This window comes from Stenotrophomonas sp. KH_029, from assembly GCF_057839765.1.
The window spans coordinates 46,475-65,081 of sequence record NZ_CM174498.1 but is presented as its reverse complement, the minus strand read 5'-3'; the positions used below and the strand labels follow the sequence as shown (position 1 = coordinate 65,081).

General features: G+C 69.0%; 13 protein-coding genes. 6 read left to right on the top strand and 7 right to left on the bottom strand.

What is annotated here, in order from left to right; all coding sequences use genetic code 11:
* Positions 1–31: 31 nt before the first annotated feature.
* The 5 genes from AC3ITM_RS00295 to AC3ITM_RS00275 form a co-directional block, all read right to left on the bottom strand.
* Entirely contained in the window at positions 32–1,609 is a 1,578-nt protein-coding gene (locus AC3ITM_RS00295; RefSeq protein ID WP_489267482.1) for a family 43 glycosylhydrolase, read from the bottom strand.
* A gap of 85 nt (positions 1,610–1,694) precedes the next feature.
* On the bottom strand, positions 1,695–2,978 hold the full coding sequence (locus AC3ITM_RS00290) for a TRAP transporter large permease (protein WP_489267480.1): 1,284 nt from the start codon (positions 2,976–2,978) through the stop codon (positions 1,695–1,697).
* 3 nt (positions 2,979–2,981) lie between these two features.
* Entirely contained in the window at positions 2,982–3,518 is a 537-nt protein-coding gene (locus tag AC3ITM_RS00285; protein WP_489267478.1) for a TRAP transporter small permease, read from the bottom strand.
* A 12-nt stretch (positions 3,519–3,530) separates the two neighbouring features.
* The gene (locus AC3ITM_RS00280) at positions 3,531–4,535 is read right to left on the bottom strand and encodes a TRAP transporter substrate-binding protein (RefSeq protein WP_489267476.1); all 1,005 of its coding nucleotides are present in this window, start codon (positions 4,533–4,535) and stop codon (positions 3,531–3,533) included.
* A 38-nt stretch (positions 4,536–4,573) separates the two neighbouring features.
* The gene (locus tag AC3ITM_RS00275; RefSeq protein ID WP_228884791.1) at positions 4,574–5,395 is read right to left on the bottom strand and encodes a 2-keto-4-pentenoate hydratase; all 822 of its coding nucleotides are present in this window, start codon (positions 5,393–5,395) and stop codon (positions 4,574–4,576) included.
* A gap of 148 nt (positions 5,396–5,543) precedes the next feature.
* Between AC3ITM_RS00275 and AC3ITM_RS00270 the strand changes: the two genes are divergently transcribed.
* The 4 genes from AC3ITM_RS00270 (at position 5,544) to AC3ITM_RS00255 (ending at position 9,863) form a co-directional block, all read left to right on the top strand.
* Complete coding sequence (locus AC3ITM_RS00270; RefSeq protein WP_489267474.1) at positions 5,544–6,533, top strand: alpha/beta hydrolase; 990 nt, start codon at positions 5,544–5,546, stop codon at positions 6,531–6,533.
* On the top strand, positions 6,530–8,152 hold the full coding sequence (locus AC3ITM_RS00265) for a carboxylesterase/lipase family protein (protein ID WP_489267472.1): 1,623 nt from the start codon (positions 6,530–6,532) through the stop codon (positions 8,150–8,152). The genes AC3ITM_RS00270 and AC3ITM_RS00265 overlap by 4 nt, the downstream gene beginning before the upstream one ends.
* A gap of 147 nt (positions 8,153–8,299) precedes the next feature.
* Positions 8,300–8,893 carry a cysteine dioxygenase family protein gene (locus tag AC3ITM_RS00260; protein WP_489267470.1) on the top strand — a complete coding sequence of 198 codons (594 nt, stop codon included), beginning with the start codon at positions 8,300–8,302 and terminating at the stop codon, positions 8,891–8,893.
* 130 nt (positions 8,894–9,023) lie between these two features.
* Positions 9,024–9,863 carry a PhzF family phenazine biosynthesis protein gene (locus AC3ITM_RS00255; RefSeq protein WP_489267468.1) on the top strand — a complete coding sequence of 280 codons (840 nt, stop codon included), beginning with the start codon at positions 9,024–9,026 and terminating at the stop codon, positions 9,861–9,863.
* A gap of 46 nt (positions 9,864–9,909) precedes the next feature.
* Here AC3ITM_RS00255 and AC3ITM_RS00250 read toward each other — a convergent pair whose 3' ends face one another.
* Both AC3ITM_RS00250 and AC3ITM_RS00245 read right to left on the bottom strand, forming a co-directional pair.
* Positions 9,910–13,725 carry a LamG-like jellyroll fold domain-containing protein gene (locus AC3ITM_RS00250; protein WP_489267466.1) on the bottom strand — a complete coding sequence of 1,272 codons (3,816 nt, stop codon included), beginning with the start codon at positions 13,723–13,725 and terminating at the stop codon, positions 9,910–9,912.
* Positions 13,726–13,930: 205 nt separating this feature from the next.
* Complete coding sequence (locus AC3ITM_RS00245) at positions 13,931–16,690, bottom strand: TonB-dependent receptor (protein ID WP_489267464.1); 2,760 nt, start codon at positions 16,688–16,690, stop codon at positions 13,931–13,933.
* A 271-nt stretch (positions 16,691–16,961) separates the two neighbouring features.
* Between AC3ITM_RS00245 and AC3ITM_RS00240 the strand changes: the two genes are divergently transcribed.
* The gene (locus AC3ITM_RS00240) at positions 16,962–17,978 is read left to right on the top strand and encodes a sugar kinase (RefSeq protein ID WP_489267462.1); all 1,017 of its coding nucleotides are present in this window, start codon (positions 16,962–16,964) and stop codon (positions 17,976–17,978) included.
* Positions 17,965–18,603 carry a bifunctional 4-hydroxy-2-oxoglutarate aldolase/2-dehydro-3-deoxy-phosphogluconate aldolase gene (gene eda, locus AC3ITM_RS00235; RefSeq protein WP_489267460.1) on the top strand — a complete coding sequence of 213 codons (639 nt, stop codon included), beginning with the start codon at positions 17,965–17,967 and terminating at the stop codon, positions 18,601–18,603. The genes AC3ITM_RS00240 and eda overlap by 14 nt, the downstream gene beginning before the upstream one ends.
* Positions 18,604–18,607: the final 4 nt, after the last annotated feature.

The window sequence follows — 18,607 nt, the reverse complement described above, 5'->3', positions numbered from 1 at the left end:
CGGGATGAGTCGGAAGAGTCTACCGGGCCGCTCAGTCGAGGGCGCGGTAGCGGAAGTTGCGGAAACGTACCGTGCCGGTGCCGGCCGCGTACAGGGCCGGCTTGAGGGCAAGGAACTTCCCGGCCACATTGTGATGGTAGCCCGAGACTTCCATCTGAACCGGGTACTTCTGCCAGGTCTGGCCATCGCTGCTGGTGTGCAGGGTGACGATGTGGCGGTTGTTGGTCACCCGCAGCCACAGCGTGCCACCGCTGGCGCTGGGCGCCAGCCGGGTGGGGCGCTCCTCGCCATAGCGGTGCATGATGGTCTTCTCGCCATTGCTGCCCAGGCCCACGTACAGGCGGTCGCTGTAGAACAGCAGCGCCCCGCCCACCGCGCCGGGGGCGATCTCCATCTGCACCTCGAACTGGTAGGCCTGGTCGCCGGCGATGGCGGTCAGCGGCGAGGCGTCGCGAGGGGTGTCGCCCTTGCCCTGCAGCACCAGCCCGTCGCCGCTGAAGTCCAGCCGCCGGTACTCGTCCTGGCCGGGGTTGAAGAACGACCACTGCGCGCCCAGCGTGGGGCCGGCGAAATCATCGGACAGGGCCATGCCGTGCGCGCCGACCGACGCGCCCGCGGGTTTGGCCAGCGGCTGGCCCAGGTCGCCGCCCTTGGCCACGAACCAGCCATCGTCGGTCCATTCGATCGGCTCCAGCAGGGCCTGGCGGCCCAGCGTCCAGTAACCGTTCTCGTAGCCGTGGTAGATCATCCACCAGCGGCCGTCGGTGCCTTCGACCACGGTGGCATGCCCGCGCGACCACCACGGTTCGGTTGCCGAGCGGGTGCGGGTGATCGGGTTGTTCGGGGCGTTCACCCAGGGGCCGTGGATCGAACGCGAGCGCGCGGTGATCACCATGTGCCCGGTGGGCGGGCCGGCGGTACCGCCCACCGCGGTGGTCATGTAGTACCAGCCGTTGCGGAAGTTGATCTTCGGGCCTTCCTGCGCGTAAGCCTCCACGTCCCAGCTTTCCGGGTACTTCCAGCCGTCGTAGACATGCTTGGGGGTACCGACCACGCTCAGGCCGTCGTCGGCCAGCTGCACATAGGCCCCGCCGCTGAGGAACAGATAGCGTTTGCCGTCTTCGCCGACCGCATGGCCCGGATCGATGTAGCCGCCCAGACCGATGTCGATCGGCGCGCTCCACGGGCCGCGGATGTTGTCGGCCCAGACCACGAAGTTGCTGCGGCTTTCAGCGGTGCGGGCCGGGAAGTAGATGTAGTAGCGGCTGCCGTGCTTGACGATGTCCGGGGCCCAGATCGCGCCGACGTTGCGGGTGATCGCATGGCCCAGCGGCTGCCAGTTGACCAGGTCGCGCGAATGCCAGATCGGCAGGCCGGGGTAGGCGTCGAACGAGGACAGGGTCAGGTAGTAGTCCTGGCCGTCCTTGAGCACCGACGGGTCGGGGCGGTCGCCGGCCAGCACCGGGTTGAGGAAGGTGCCGTTGCCGAGGTCGGCCTGGCGCTGGTTCTCGATGCCGCGCTTCCACGGGGTGGGCGGGGCGGCCAGCACCGGGGTGGCCAGCAACAGGCAGGCGGTGGCGATGCCCGCCAGGATCGTGTTCAAGCGCATCGGGTCTCTCCGGAATCCAACGGGGGACGCGCGCGTGCAGGCCGCGTCCCGGCGGTGCGCTGCAGCCAGCGCAGGGGAATCAGGCTCAGGCGCGCAGCAATGCCGGCAGCCACAACGACAGGGCGGGGAAGAAGGTGACCACCAGCAGCACCCCCAGCGCGGCGAACCAGAACGGCCAGATCGAGCGCATGCTCTCGCCGACGCTGATCTTGCCGATCGCCGTGCCGATGAACAGCACCGAGCCCACCGGCGGGGTGACCAGGCCCAGGCCGCCGGTCAGCACCAGCACCAGGCCGAAGTGGATCGGGTCGATGCCATAGGCCTTGGCCACCGGCAGGAAGATCGGCGTGCAGATCAGGATCATCGGCGCCAGGTCCATGAAGGTACCCAGCAGCAGCAACATCACCACGATCATCAGCAACACCATGAACTGGCTGTGCGCGAACGAGCGCAGGAACTCCACCGCCGCGGCCGGCACTTCCAGGTAGGCCAGCAGCCAGCCGAACACCGCCGCGGTGGCGATCACGAACAGGATCACCCCGGTGCTGCGCGCGGCATGGGTGACCGTACCGAGGAACTCGCGCCAGTTGAGCTGGCGGTACAGCACGGTGGTCACCAGCAGGGCGTAGACCACGGCGATCGCCGCGCTTTCCACCGCGGTGAAGATGCCGGCACGGATACCAACGAAGATCAGCGCGACCAGGCCCAGGCCGGGCAGGGCCGAGACCAGCCGCAGCAGCACCGCGCGCCAGCCGGGGAACACTTCCACCCCGTAGCCACGGCGACGGGCGACCACATAGCCGGTGATCATCAGGGCCACGGTCATCAGCAGTGCCGGTACGATGCCGGCGGCGAACAGGTCGGCGATCGACAGCCCGCCACCGGCCGCGGCCGAGAACAGGATCAGGTTGTGCGAGGGCGGTACCAGCAGCGCCACCAGCGCGGCGGTGATGCTGACGTTGACCGCGAAGTCGCGGTCGTAACCGCGCTTGACCATCTGCGGAATCATGGTGCCGCCCACCGCCGAGACATCGGCGATGGCCGAGCCGGACACACCGCCGAAGAACAGCGAGGACAGGATCGAGACCTGGCCCAGGCCGCCGCGCAGGCGACCCACCAGCGAGGAGGCCAGCGAGATCAGGCGTTCGGAGATGCCGCCGCGCATCATGATTTCACCGGCGAAGATGAACAATGGAATGGCGATCAGCGACGCCGAGCCGGTGCCGGCGGAAATCTGCTGCACCAGCACCAGGGTCGGCAGGTCCAGGTACCACAGCGTGGCCAGGGCCGCGGCGGCCAGGGCATAGGCTACCGGCACGCCGAGCAGCAGCAGTACCGCGAAAACGGTAAACAGGATCGTGATACCCATGGTTCAGCGGTCTCCCTCGGCAACGGTTGCGGCGTCGGCGGGTCGCACGGCCTGCACCATCTGGTTCACGGCGAAGATCGCCATCAGCGCGCCGCCAACGGACAGCGGCAGGTAGTTGATGCTCTGCGGCAGGTTGGCGCCGGCGGCCTTGATATCCAGCCCGTCCAGCAACAGCACCGCCGCCCACCAGGCGATCACCCCACCCAGCACGGCCACCACCAGCGCGGAAAAGACCTCCACCGCGCGGCGCAGGCCCGGGCCCATATGCGCGGCCAGCAGGAAAAAGCCGAAGTGGCGGCGGGTGTGCACGCCGGTGGCCGCGCCCAGGCTCATCGCGGTGGCCAGCAGCAGCAGGGTGACCGGCTCGGTCCAGCTGGGCGAATCGTTGATGACGTAGCGGGCGAACACCTGCCAGCCCTGCACCACCACCAGCCCGAGCAGGGCCAGGACAGCGATGTGGATGGCCACCTCGGCGATGCCGTTGAGCAGGCGCTGCGGTGCGTTGGGGGGGCTGACGGTTTCGGAAGTCGGTTCGGACATCGCGGCGGGGCCTCAGGCGAAGTCGCGGATGCGACGGGTCAGGGCGGCCAGCGCCGGCTGCTGCAGGTAGCGCTGCAGGAGCGGATCGGCGGCCTTGCGGAAGGCCGGCATGTCGACCTCGTTGAATGTGATGCCGAAATCGGCGACGGCCTGGCGCGCGGTGCTTTCCGAGGCGTCCCACTGCTGGCGCATCACCTGCACCGATTCGCGCGCGGTCTCGATCACCAGGGTGCGATCGGCCGGGCTCAGCGCATCGAAGCTCTGCCGCGACATCAGCAGCACGTCCGGCGCATAGGAATGCTCGCTCTGCGACCAGTAATGCGCCGCCTCGAAGTGCCGGCTGGAATGGAAGCTGCGCATGTTGTTCTCGGCGCCGTCGATCATGTGGGTTTCCATTCCCGAGAACGTATCGCCCAGCGACATCGGGGTCGGGTTGGCGCCGAGCAGGCGCATCAGCTGGATGAAGATGTCCGAGGACGCCACCCGCAGCTTCAGGCCGTGCAGGTCGCGCGGTTCCACGATCGGGTGCTTGGTGTTGTAGAAGCAGCGCGCGCCGGAGTCGTAGATCGCCAGGCCGACCAGGTCGCGGCTTTCAAAACCCTGCAGGACGGCATCGGCGACACCGCCATCGAGCGCGCGGCGCATGTGCGCCACCGACGCGAACACATACGGCAGGCACAGTGCCTGAGTCAGCGGGAACGCGTTGTTGAGCGCGCCGGAATAGACCCGGGTGATGTCGATCGCGCCGAAGCGCGCCATGTCGATCGCCTCGGACTCGCGGCCAAGCTGGCCGGAGTGGTACTGGCGCAGCTTCAGGCGGCCACCGGTCCTGCGCTCCAGCTGTTGGCCGATCCACTTCACCGCGGTCACGGTGGGGTAGTCGGCAACGTGCACATCGGTGGCGGTCAACAGCCGCGCGTCGGCCGCGGCAACCCCGGCCGCGGGCGCACACGCCGACAGCAGGGGCACGCCAAGCGCGCCCACACCGGTGGCAAGGAAACTTCTGCGGGTAATCATCTGCGCCCTCCCAAGCGTACTCGCCATGTCCGCCAGACTTACCCGGCGGCGATGGCCTTGCAGGTAATGTCGCCGTAACCGGCGAAACGGATCAGTGCCTGTTGGCCTACGGCGATGTCGTGGATGCCGGTGGCGTTGCCGCTGGCGATCAGGTCACCGGCCTTGAGCGGCCGGCCACGCTGCGCCGACCGGCCCAGGGCGAACGCGTACGCGGTACGCAGGCCGCCGGGCAGCGCGGTGGCGCCACCGGTGCCGACCACCGCGCCGTCGATGCGGGTTTCGGCCCGCAGCTGCGCATCGTCCAGCGCGGTCCAGCCGGGGATTTCCGCGCCCAGCACCAGGCCGTTGTTGTTGCCGAAATCGGACACCACCACGCGCGGGCCGAGCTGGTTGATCGTGGCCAGCGGGCTGCTGGCCACTTCCACGCCGATGAACAGCCTGGCCGGCAGGGCTTCGGCTTCTTCGGCGGTCCAGTGCAGCTTGTCGGCCGGCGCATCTTCGCTCAGCTGGATCACGAACTCGGCCTCGACCGCGCCGAAGCCGCCGACGAACACCGGAATGTCCACTGTTCCACCGGTAGCATTCCAGAGCCGGCGCGCGAAAATCGGGCCCAGCAGGCGGTCGTCGCCGGCGCTGTCGCGCTTCTCGGCGGCGATGTAACCGACCTTCCAGCCCACCACCTGGTCGTCCCACAGGCCGATGGCCTGGTCCTGCACGCGGTAGGCGGTGACCAGGTCCGGCGGGATGATGCCGGGGAAATCAGGCAGCGCGCGGCCTTGCTGGCGGGCGCTGACGAAGGCGCGGGCGATCTCGCCCAATCCCTGGTCTGGCAGGTCCTGTATGCCGTGATCGTTGCTCAAGCGGATCTCCCGGAGAAATGTTGCACTGCCAATCGACAGCACGTGGATGAGCTGTATATGGTAAACCGGTGTCATTGGCAATGTGCAGCGCATCAGACCGCTGCGGCCGGGCACCATGACCCTCTGGATGACCCAAAGGACACCGCCGATGCCCCGTGCCGTCTCGTTGCTGCTGCTGGCCTGCCTGCTGGCCTGCCCCCCGTCGTTGTTGCAGGCCGCCGAACGCAGCGTGCCGGCGACCGAGCCCGGGCCGGGCGACCCGGACCGCATCGCGCTGTGGCCGGCCGGCCAGGTGCCGGGCCAGACCGGCGCCCCACGGGTGCCGCGGGTGATCGAGCGCAGCGATGACCCGGCCCTGCCGGACCGCTACATCGACGACGTCGACGCGCCCTACCTGGTCGCCTACCGGCCGGCGCATCCGGACGGCACCGCGTTGCTGGTGATTCCCGGCGGCGGCTACCAGCGCATCGTGCTGGACAAGGAGGGCACCGCCCTGGTGCCGGCCTTTGTCGACCGCGGCGGGGTGACCCTGTTCGTGCTGCGCTACCGGCTGCCCGCCGGGCGCAGCGACCGCCAGGCCGCCCTGGCCGATGCCCAGCGCGCGCTGCGGCTGATCCGCAGCCAGGCCGCGCGCTGGCAGCTGGACCCGGGCCGCATCGGGGTGATCGGCTTTTCCGCCGGCGGCCATGTCGCCGCCCGGCTGAGCACCGGTTTCGACCTGCCGGCCTATCCGGCACGCGATGCCATCGACGCGCACAGCGCGCGGCCGGACTTCGCCCTGCTGCTGTATCCGGTGATCGACATGGGCGCCCACGCGCACAGCGGTTCGCGCGCCCGCCTGCTCGGCGAGCATCCCGATGCGGCGCTGGCCCGGCAGTTCTCGATGCAGGACCAGGTCCGCGCGGACATGCCGCCCACCTTCCTGGTGCATGCGCAGGACGACAGCGTGGTGTCGGTGCACAACAGCCTGGTCTATTACCAGGCGCTGCTGCGCAGCGGCGTGGCCACCGAGATGCACCTGTTCGCGCACGGCGGGCACGGCTTCGGCGTGCGTATCGACCCCGCGCTGACCACCGCGCAATGGCCGGCGCTGGCACTGCGCTGGATCCACGCACAGGCCCGGGAGCCACGCCGATGAGCGGGGCACCGGCCGACCTGCAGCGCCGCCGCTTCCTGCAGGACAGCGCGCGTCATGCGCTGCTGCTGGGAGCGGCCAGCCTGCCGCTGCTGCCGGCCTGGGCCGGCGTGCCCGGGCCGCGGCATACCGCCGCGCCCCTGGCCAAGGTACGCAGCGGCCGCCTGCGCGGCCAGCGCGAGCAGGGCGTGAACGTGTTCCGCGGTATTCCCTACGGCGCCGACACCGCCGCCCGCCGGTTCCAGCCGGCGCTGCCCGAACCGGCCTGGCACGGCGTGCGCGACGCGCTGGAATACGGCAGCGCCGCCCCGCAGACCGGCACGGACGGACCGGGCAGCGAAGACTGCCTGTTCCTCAACGTGTGGACCCCGGCCCTGCGCGATGGCGGCAGGCGGCCGATCGTGTTCTACATCCACGGCGGCGCCTACAACAACGGCTCGGGCAGCGACCCGCTGTACGACGGCGGCGCGCTGTGCCGGCGTGGCGATGTGGTGGTGGTCACCGTCAACCACCGGCTCAACGTGTTCGGCTACCTGTACCTGGCACAGCTGGGCGATGCGCGCTTCGCCGATTCGGGCAACGTCGGCCAGCTCGACCTGGTCCAGGCCCTGCAGTGGGTGCGCCAGCACGCGGCCGAGTTCGGCGGCGATGCGCACAACATCACCGTGGTCGGCCAGTCCGGCGGCGGCGCCAAGATCGCCACGCTGATGGCGATGCCGGCCGCGCGCGGCCTGTTCCAGCGCGCCTGGACCATGAGCGGGCAGCAGGTCACCGCCGCCGGCCCGCGCGCGGCCACCCAGCGCGCGCAGATCGCGATGCAGGCCGTTGCCGCGGCCGACGTGCAGGCATTGCTGGACCTGCCGATGGAGGCGCTGCTGGCGGCAACGCGCGCGCGCGATCCGTCGCGGGTGGAGGACACCGGGCTGTATGTCGGCCCGGTGCTGGACGGCGGGGTCTTGCCGGTGCATCCGTTCTGGCCGGAGGCCCCGGCGCAGTCGGCCGGGATTCCGATGGTGATCGGCAACACCCGCGACGAGACCCGTGCCTTCCTCGGCAACGACCCGGCCAACTTCGCACTGAGCTGGGAGACCCTGCCGGCCAGGCTGGAGAATCAGCAGTACGTGGATCTGCTGCCGGCGGTGGTGATCGCCGAATACCGCCGCCTGTACCCGCACTACACGCCCTCGGAGGTGTTCTTCGCGGCCACCACCGCCGGCCGCTCCTGGCGTGGTGCCGTGGAGGAACTGGAGGCGCGGGCACGCCAGGGCGCACCGACCTGGGCCTACCAGCTGGACTGGGGCTCGCCATTGGATGGCGGCAGGTTCGGTGCCTTCCACACGCTGGACATTCCGCTGGTGCTGGACAACATCCGCCAGCCCGGTTCGCGCACCGGCGACGGCGAACAGGCCGAACGCGTCGCGGCGATGATGAGCGGGGCGCTGATCGCCTTCGCGCGCCACGGCGACCCCAACCATGCCGCGCTGCCGGCGTGGCAGACCTATTCGCTGGCACGCCGCCAGACCCTGCTGTTCGACGTACCGCCGCGCCAGGCCGACGACCCGCGCGGCGGCGAGCGCCGCCTGTACCAGCAGGCACCGTTCATCCAGCGCGGCACGTTCTGAGCGGGATCGGCAGGGACAAGGGCGCGTCTGCATTGATAGTTTTGATCAACCATTCCCGCGATTTTGATTGCTACTTCGCGGATCAGGTCGCGATCCACGTGAATCCCGTCAAACACGGTGTTCACCCTGATCGCCTAAACTGGGCGCATGCAAGAGCACTGCACTCCGTTTCCCCCGTTCCATGGCCGTGACCGACTGATCGCCGCGATCGACCATGCAGTCCAGCACGAGGACACCCACCAGATCGCCGCCACGCTGCGCACGGCGCTGCGCGAGGCGATCGCCGACAGCCGCATCCAGCTGCCGGCCTGCGTACACCACCCGATCAGCGACCACTACGCCCGCCGCGAGCTGTACCGCAGCCCGGCTCATGGCTACAGCATCGTGGCGATGAGCTGGGGCCCGGGGCAGGGCACCCCGCTGCACGACCACAGCGGCCTGTGGTGCGTGGAAGGGGTGTGGCTGGGCCAACTGGAGATCACCCAGTACCAGTTGCTGGAGCGCGACGGCGACCGCTTCCGGTTCCGTGCCGAGCCAGCGATCGTAGGCGACTGCGGCAGCGCCGGCAGCCTGATCCCACCGCACGAGTACCACACCATCCGCAATACCAGCGATGAAGAACTGGCCATCTCGGTGCATGTCTACCAGGGCGAGATGACCTGCAGCGCGGTGTTCGAGCCGGAGCAGGACGGCCACTGGTACCAGCGCCGCGTGCAGGCCCTGGAAACCGACGCCGCATAGCCCCCGGCGCTGCCCTGCGGCAGGCACACACACAGGGCGGCCACGCCACCGCATGCGTTGGCGGCCGGGCACGTATCGACGCGACCCCGTCCGGCGCGCATCATGCCGCCGATTGCCGGGAGACCCCTCGATGCCGCTTTACCCGTTCCTGCAGGTCAATGTGTTCAGCGCCGATCCCCTGCTCGGCAATCCGCTGGCGGTGGTGCTGGACGCGGCCGGCCTGGAGGACGCGCGCATGGCCGCGTTCGCGCGCTGGACCAACCTGAGCGAAACCACCTTCGTACTGCCGCCGACCGACCCGCGGGCGGACTACCGGGTGCGCATCTTCACCACGCTGGAAGAACTGCCGTTTGCCGGGCACCCGACCCTGGGCAGCTGCCATGCGTGGCTGGCCTGCGGCGGCGTGCCGCAGGGCGGGGAGATCGTGCAGGAATGCGGCATCGGCCTGGTGCGGATCCGCCGCAGCGATGCAGGGCTGGCGTTCCTGGCCCCGCCGCTGTTGCGCGCTGGGGCACTGGATGCGGCCCTGCGCGAACGCGTGCGGCGTGGGCTGGGCCTGGCAGCGGAGGCGGTGGTGGATGCGCGCTGGGCCGACAACGGCACCGGCTGGCTGGCCGTGCGCCTGCGCGACCGCGCGGCGGTGTTGGCGGTACAGCCCGACTACGCGCAACTGGAAGGGCTGAAGGTCGGCGTGTTCGGCCCGTGGCTGGCCAGCGACGGGACGGCGGCGCAGTTCGAGAGCCGCGCCTTCATCGCCGGCGATGGCGCGCCGGAGGATCCGGCCACCGGCAGCCTCAATGCGGGCATCGCACGCTGGCTGCTGGAGGAAGGGCAGGTGCCCGACCGCTATGTGATCAGCCAGGGCACCGCGCTGGGCCGCGCCGGGCGGTTGCAGGTGGAGCGGGTGGGGGAAGCGTTGTGGATCGGCGGCGACTGCGTCACCTGCATCGAGGGGACAGTGGCGTTGTAGACGGCGTCGGGACGCACGCTGCGTTCGGGGGCATGCCGACACCACCTCAGTCCAGCACCACCGCGTTGTTGCGCTGGGTCACCTCGCTGCCGCCATCGGCCAGCATCACCCGCACCCGCAGGCCGCGATGGTTGCCGGCCGGCAACGGCAGGCCCACGGTGGCGGTCTTGGGCAGCAGGTCGCGCGGCGCGGCCAGTGCGGGTACCTCGATGCGCGCCAGCTCGCGCCCGGTGGCATCTTCCAGCACTGCCGTCCCCGGCCCGGTGCCGACATGGCCCAGGCTGTGCACGGTGACCTGCAGCTGCCGCCCGTCCACGCGCACGTCGCCGCGGCCGATGCCCAGGTCCGGGCGCTGTTCCACCGGCGGCCCGGCCCGCACCAGTTCGAACTCGAACACCTGGCTGCGCCCCGGGGCGAAGCGCAGCGTGGTGGCTGCACTGCGCTCCAGGGCCAGCTCCCGCACGCTGGGCTTGCCGTCGATGCGGTCATCGCCATCGCGGTCGATGCCGCTGGTCATCCGCCATTGCCCGGCGGTGACGTTCCACGTACTCATCTGCGCATCGACCGCCCGCTTGCCCAGGTTCCAGCCGATCACTTTGAAACGTTCCGGCGAGGGCGCATGCACCAGCAGTGCCACCTGTTCGGCCGCCTCGGGCCGGTCGAAGCGCCAACTGACGGTATGCCCGGGCCAGCTCTGGTTGCGCTTGAGCGCGATGCCGCCCAGGCGCGCGCGCTGCAGGAATTCGCTGGGCGCTTCGACCCGGTCGGACCACCAGTGGCCCTCGGTGTTCATGTACTCGCGCTGCGCCTTGGCCTGGATGCCGTCGGCATGCAGGGCTTCCAGGTAGGCCTTGTCGCCGGTGGCCTGCCAGGCCATCAGGCTGGCAAAGCCGGTGTTGCCGGCATCGGCGTCGGCGATCAGGCGTGGGTTCCACTGCGCGCCACGGCCCAGCACTTCCACGTAGTTCTCGCCCAGGTTGGCCAGCGCACCCGGGCCGCCACGTTCAACGCGGTAGTCCAGCGCCTTGAGGTACCTGGCATCGCCGCTCCAGCGCCATGCGGCCCAGAAGGTGTGCATGACATCGCCAGCGCCGGAGCCCGTGTTGAGCTCGCCACCGCGGGTCTTGCCGGTGGCCCAGTGGATCTCGTTGGGCAGGGTCCAGCGGCCCTTGTCGTCGTTGTAGGCGTGGGCCAGGTAGCTGTCGGCCAGGCCGGTGACCAGCTTGCGGCTGGTCGCATCGGCGTTGTACTGGCCGACCAGGAAGGCCGGGTGCAGCGCCGGGAACGAGTACGGCTTCTGCCACTGCCAGTTCGGTTCGCGGTAGACCTTGTTGCCGCCGTACCAGTTGCTGGAGAACAGCCGCTGGCCCTGCGCGTTGGGCAGGATGATGCGCTCATCGAAGGCCTTCACCGTTTCCATCAGCCGCTCCAGGGTGAGCGGGTCGCCCCAGTTGAGGTAGAGCATGGCGCTGTTGGTGTTGATGCCCTCCTCGTAGGCATGCAGCTCATCGGTCTCGATGGTGCTCAGGCCGTTGCTGAACATGCCATTGCGGTACACCGCATCGGACAACGCGGTCAGCGAGGCGTTGAGCCGGTCCGGCTGCACGCCCATCAGCGCCAGCCCCGGCCATTGCTGGGTCAGGTCCGAATCGTCGGAGATGCCGCCGCCGAAGTCGCCGTAGGCGATCTGCCGGTGGTCGATCCACCAGTCCACGAAGCGGCGCACGTACTTGAGGTCTTCGGTCTGGGCGAACGCCCACTGCGGCACGCCCCTGGGCGCGACCGGCTGGGTGAACGGCGGTTTGCCCTGGCTGTTGTAGCTGATGTAGTTCCAGTACAGCCGGCCCAGTTCGTGGTCCGGGTCGACCCGCAGCAGGTCGGTGAGGTCGGCATACACGCGCGCATACAGGCGCTGGCGCTTGGAGGTGGTGTGTTCTTCGACCAGGAAGCCCCAGTTGTCGCGGGCCTGGTTGAAGCGGTCGGCCAGGTGTTCCTGCTTTGCCTGTTCGCGGTCCTTGTAGACCATGCGCAGCTCGGCGCCATCCAGCGAGGCGGCATTGAAGCCGGGCGCGGCCGAGGCGATCGAGATCCACAGGCTGTCGGCGGTAAGGATGCGGTCACGCAGGTCCAGCCACAGGGTGCGCTTCTCGCCAGGCCTCACCGACACCGACACGTCGATCATGTCGCGCGCCGGCCAGATCGGGTCCTTGATGCGGATATTGAGCGGGATCACGCCGTCGTGCGTGGCCGGCAGGTCCAGCGCGGGCAGGTCGATGGCCACGCCATCCAGCCCGTCATGCATGTTCTCCCAGCTGTAGGCCCAGCTGCGGATCAGCGGCTGGGCGGCCGGGGCGTCGCCCACGCCGGAGGGAATCAGCACATGCACGATCGGCAGCGGATGGGCGGGCAAGGTGTCAGCGCCGCGCCTTCGCGAACCGGCGCCCTTGGGCAGCGCCATCACCGTGCTGCGCTCGGCCACCGGGTAGCGGCCGTCGATGTAGTCGCGCAGCGTGGCGATGTTGAGGTAGTCGGGCAGGGCCTGGCTGTCGATCAGGTAGCGCTGCTTGACCGTGCCGGCGGGTTCGGGGGCATCGCTGACCTGGTAGGCCCAGATTTCCTGGATCGGCGTTTCCTGTTCGGTATTGTGGAAGTGCAGCACGCCACCGCGCTGGGCCGGAATATCGTCGACGCTGCGCACCACGCCCTGCCGGCGCTGCAGCAGGGGCGTCGCCGGCTGGCCGTCGCCGCTGGCGCTGAGCTGGCCGAACGCGGCGCCGCGTATTTCGATGCGGTTGACCGTCTGGCCATCGGGCACGGTCAGGTCCAGCTGCTGCCCGCCTTCCACATAGGTGTTCCAGTCCGGCAGCTGGAAGTAGTCGTTGCGGCCGGGCAGGCGCGAGCGGTTGTAGACGCCGGGCCAGGTGGTCTCGGCGATGCCATCGGTGGCCTTCCACATCCACTGCTTGTGGTCGCGGGTGTCGGCGAACTCGACCTTGCCGATGCTGGTGGTGGGCGTGGCCAGTACCGGCGGTGCGGCGCTGTCCCAGCCGAAGCGATGCCGCCACGCCCGCAACGGGTCTGCGGCAGCCACGGCGCTGGTGGGCGTTGCATTGCGCGCCAGCGCGGCCATGCCGGCCGGATCGAGCAGGCGGTCGTAGACGCGGATTTCGTCCAGGTCGCTGCCCCGCAGGAAGTTGTAGCGGCTCTGCACCTGGTAGGGCGCCATCACCCGGCCGGCCAGGCCGAGCTGGTCCAGCGCGGCATCGTAGTCGGCCGTGGTGTCCTGGCGTGCCACCTCCTTGCCGTCCACGTACAGGCGCACGCCATGGTCTTCATCCCAGCCGAAGGCGATGTGCTGCCAGTGCTGCGGCGCGGGATTGCGGTCCAGCGCGAACGACACCCGCGTGCGCGCCAGGTTGGCGTCGGTGACGAAGGCATCGAAGCCGTGGCCGTTCCAGTCGATGCGCAGCCAGGCCATGTCCCAGCTGCTGTGGTCGGCATAGCCCACGCGGAAGATCACGAACGGCGCTTCACCCACCGCGTAGCGCGGGCGCCAGAAGAAGCCCAGGGTGCCGCGCTGGGCCTGGATGTTGCCCGGCGCGTTCCAGGCAAGCACGCCGTCGTCTTCCCACTGGATCGCCGCCCCGCGCGCGCCATCGGGCACGCGTTTGACCTTGTCGAGGAAGTTGGGGACCGCATCGCCCTGCGCGGTGTCGGCGTTGAAGCCGGCGTCGGCGGAAACGTGGAACAGCAGCTGCGGCGCGTCCCCTGCCCAGGCGCCGGCGCTGCCCCCCAGCAGCAGCAACAGCAGGCTGGCAGAAAGGCGGGTGCGGCGGGGCGAACGGACAACGTGCAGCGGCATGGCAGGTTCCTTTCAACGGCTCAGCGGTGCAACGGTGGCGCAGGGAGCCGGAGGGAATGCGATGCCGGTGCGCTGGGTGCAGGCACGCAGCCTCCCCGCCACGTGCCAGGCACGCAACGCACGCTAGCAAAGCCGCCGCTCCCCAACATCTTGCGACGCAACAGCGGCGGCGCGATTGCCCGCGCCGCCGCGTGCTGGTGGCAGGTCAGAACTTGTAGCGCGCGCCGAGCATGAACTGCCGGCCGGTTTCGGTGTACTGCAGCGGCAGGCGACCGGTAGCCGGCGAGTACACCCACTCGTCGCTGGCTTCGTTGGTCAGGTTCATGCCTTCCAGGCTCAGCTCCAGCTTGTCGTTGATCGCGTAGCGGATCGAGGCATCGATGAAGGTGGTGCCGGTCATGCCGTGATAGCCGTCCAGGTTGAAGCCGGCTTCGGTACCGGTCACCTGGGTCAGGTAATCGTCGCGGTTGGTGGCCGACACGCGCCCGGAGAACACCTTGCCTTCATAGAACAGCGTCGCGTTCCAGGAATTGCGCGACAGGCCGGTGAGATCGGCCTTCAGCACCGGCTGGCCGCTGGAGTTGATGTACTGGATCTGCGAGTCGACCCAGGTGTAGTTCAGCTGCACGCCCAGGTTGGACCAGTTGCCGGGCAGGAAGGTGAACGGCTGGGTGTAGTTGACCTCCACGCCCTTGAGCTTGCCACCCGGGGTGTTCACCGGCTTGGTATAGGTGAAGTCGCTGTCCGGGCTGGCGCCGGTACCGATCAGCAGCGCATCGGGCAGGCCGCTGAAGCTGTACGGATGGGTCTCGCGCGTGGTCTGGATGAAGGTGTCGATGTCCTTGTAGAACAGCCCGACACCGGCCATGGCGCCTTCGGCGAAATACCATTCGAAGCCGAGGTCCACGTTGGTGGCGCGGATCGGGTCGAGGTCCGGGTTGCCGGTGGCGATGGTGCGCGCCGCGCCGGCCACGGCCACGGTGGAACCCGGGGTCAGGTTGCCCAGGCCCGGACGGCTCATCACCTTGGCCGCGCCCAGGCGGATCAGGAAGTCCGGGGTGATTTCGGCCACCAGGTTGAACGAGGGCAGGGTGTCGTCGTAGGTGCGGCTGGCGGTGGTGGACACCGTGGTGGTGGTCAGCGTGGACAGGCCGGTGGCGGTCTGCTTGGTGCGCACATAGCGCACGCCGAAGTTGCCCGAGAACGGGATGCTGCCCAGCTCAGTGGAGAACTCACCCATCAAATAGCCGCCGCGGTCCTCTTCTTCCACGCTGCGCACGTTGTTGGCGCGCGGGGCGACGGCGAAGGTGCCGGTGTTGCTGTAGATGTCGAACTGGTCGGCGATGGCGTCCAGGTTCGGCACCACCCAGTTGTTGGGGCTGCCGGTGATGCCCTTCAGGCCTTCCTGCTGGGTCATGTTCCCCGGCACGATCTTGCTGCCGTTGGGGAAGTTGGGCACGGCCAGTTCGCTGGCGCGGCGCAGCTCGACGGTCTTGAACGTGTAGTCCTTGGCCAGCACGCCACCCTTCAGGCGGAAGCCGGGACTGATGTTCCAGTTGAAGTCGATCTGGCCGGTGTCGAAGTCGTTGTCCACGTACTGCGGGCGCAGGCGGATTTCGGCCAGCTCCCAGCCCGCCGGGTTGGTCGGGTCGATGCCGTAGTTCAGCGTCGGCGCACGGCTGTTGCCGCGGTAGTCGTAGCTGTACCCGTCGACGTCGTACTTGTCCATGATGATGGTGGTCTGCACCGGGTTCTCGTGCTTGGAGCGCGAGATGCCGACCTTGCCGGACAGGGTGAACGCATCGCCGAAACGGTGCTGGCCGTTCAGCGCGATCTGCTTGAATTCGGTGCTCCACTCGTCATGGCGGTTTTCGGTGCGGATGTCGACGTTGTCGAACTCGCCGTAGACCAGCGCGTTGTCTTCGATGACGCCGTTCTTGACGACCATCGCCGGCTTGCCGACCAGGCGCGGGGTGGTGCTGGTGCCGCGGCTGAAGGAGATCGCCTCGATGTAGTGCTCGTCGCGCTCGGCGTCGATCTTGGAGTACAGCGCGTCCAGCGAGATCTCGGTGGCGTCGGTGGGCTTCCACTGCAGGGTGCCGGTCACGCCCAGGCGCTTCTGCTCGTGTTCCATCTGCACATAGCGCGGGAAGCGCGGGTGGTAGACGTTGGCGCCGCGCGCGGCCGTGAACGGCGAGGAGGCGCTGAAGTTGTTGTTGCTCGTACCGTTGGCCCAACGCCCGGTGTTGGAGCCTTCTTCCAGCGCCTGGCGCTCGGAGTAGGCCACCGACAACAACGCACCAAAGGTGCCGTCGGCGAAGGTGTTGGAGATCAGCGCGGCCACGCGCGGGTCGGCCTTCTCGGCCATGGCGTTGTAGCTGGCCTGGCCGCTGGCGGCAAAGGTGAAGCCGTCGTAGTCGAACGGGCGCCCGGTGCGCAGGTCCACGGTGGCGCCCAGCGAGCCTTCCTCGACGTCGGCCGAGGCGGTCTTGCGCACCAGCAGCTGCGAGAACAGGTCCGAGGCGAACACGTTGAAGTCGAAGCCACGGCCGCGGTTGGTGCCGCCGCTCTGGTCGCCGGCGCCCACGGTGGTCAGCGCCTCCATGCCGTTGATGCGCACCCGGGTGAAATCCGGGCCCAGGCCGCGCACCGAAATGTTGCGGCCTTCGCCGGCTTCACGGGTGATCACCACGCCGGGGATGCGCTGCAGCGACTCGGCCAGGTTCAGGTCGGGGAACTTGCCGATATCTTCGGCGACAATGGCATCGACCACGCCGGCTTCGCCGCGCTTGATGTCCAGTGCCTTCTCCACGCTGGCGCGGTAGCCGGTGACGGTGACCGTATCCAGATCGGTGGCGGCAGTGGCCGGGGCGTCCTGGGCCAGCGCGGTACCGCTCAGCGCCAGGCCGATCGACAGGGTGAGCAAGGTAACCGGTGTCTTTTTCCGCATGTTTCGAGATTGCATGTTTTCCCTCTCCCAAGGTGCTACATGAAACAGCTATCCGGCGACATGTCAGTGCAATGACACCGCTGGTCAGGGCGGACGTTAACAGCCCCTTGGAAACGGAGCATCTTGCACCGCAGCAGATTTTCAATGTCCCGTAGACGCTTGCAGGACAATGGCTTCGACAATCGGGCCAGGTACAGGGGAGGCGCTGCGGGGCTAGAATGACACCGCTGGTCAATAGATTCGGCCGTGGCCACCCGGGACACGGCCTCCACAAGGATCCACCACCATGAGTCGTGTCGTCTGTTTCGGAGAATTGTTGCTGCGCATGAGCGCACCGGGCCGCGAGCTGCTGCTGCAGACCCCGCAGCTGGCGGTGCATGCCGGTGGCGCGGAGGCCAATGTCGGGGTCTCGCTGGCCCACCTCGGGCATGAGGTGGCCATGGTCAGCACGCTGCCGGACAACCCGCTGGGCCGGTTCGTCGGCGGGCAGCTGCGCCAGTACGGCGTGGATACCGGCCACGTGCAGGTGCGTCCGGGCCGGATGGGCCTGTACTTCCTCACCACCGGGGCGGTGCAGCGCGCCAGTGAAGTGGTCTACGACCGCGCCGATTCGGCCTTCGCCAGCGGCAGCGCGGCCGACTACGACTGGGACACGCTGCTGGATGGTGCGCAGTGGCTGCACCTGTCCGGGGTCAGCCCGGCGCTCAACCCGGCGATGGCCGAGGCCACCCTGGTGGCGGCGCGCGCGGCCTGCGCGCGCGGGGTGCGGGTGTCGTTCGATGGCAACTTCCGCCCATCGCTGTGGGCACGCTGGCAGGGCGATGCCGCGCGCATCCTGCGCGAATTGTTCGACTGCGCGCACGTGCTGTTCGCCGACTACCGCGATATCGGCGTGGTGCTGGGCGGCAGCTTCGAGCAGGCTTCCCTGCACGAACGGGTCGATGCGGCCGCTGCGCAGGCGTTTGCCGCGTTCCCGCGCCTGCAGTGGATGGCCTGCACCCAACGCACTCCGCACAGCGTGGACAACCATGCGCTCGGCGCGATGCTGCTGGGCCGCGACGGCACCCGCGCGCTGGCCCCCACCCGCGAGATGGTCGGCATCGTCGACCGCATCGGCGGCGGCGATGCCTTCGCCGCCGGCGTCCTGCATGGCATGATGCGCGGCTTCGCACCGGAGGCGATCGTGCGCTTTGGCCTGGCCGCCGCCTGTCTCAAGCATTCGATTCCGGGCGACTTCAACCCTGTCGGCGAAGCCGACGTGATGGCCCTGACGGGCGAGGAGCGATTCGATGTCCGGCGCTGATCCGCGTGTACGCGCAGTCCTGAAACTGGCCCCGGTGATTCCGGTGTTCACCCCGGAGAGCGTGGAGGACGCGGTGCAGGTGGCGCGCGCCCTGTTCAACGGCGGCCTGCCGGTGATCGAAGTCACCCTGCGCACGCCGATGGCGATGGACGCCATCGGCGCCATGGTCGAAGCGGTGCCCGACGCCGTGATCGGTGCCGGCACCGTGCTGACCGCCGCGCAGATGGAACAGGTCAAGCGGGCCGGGGGGCGTTTTGCGGTGTCGCCCGGGGCCACCGCGCGGCTGTATGCCGCCGCGCGCGATACCGACCTGCCGTTCCTGCCCGGCGTGGCGACCTCCTCCGAACTGATGGCCGGCCTGGAGCATGGCCTGGACACCTTCAAGTTCTTCCCGGCGGTGCAGGCCGGCGGCACGGCGATGCTGTCGGCGTGGAACGGCCCGTTCGGCGATGTGCGGTTCTGCCCGACCGGTGGCATCAGCGCGCAGACCGCGCGCGATTTCCTGCACCTGCCCAACGTGCTGTGCGTGGGCGGCTCGTGGCTGACCACGCGCGCGCTGCTGCAGGCCCGCGACTGGGCCGGCATCGAGCAGCTGGCGCGCGATTCGGCGGCGCTGGTCGGCTGAGCCG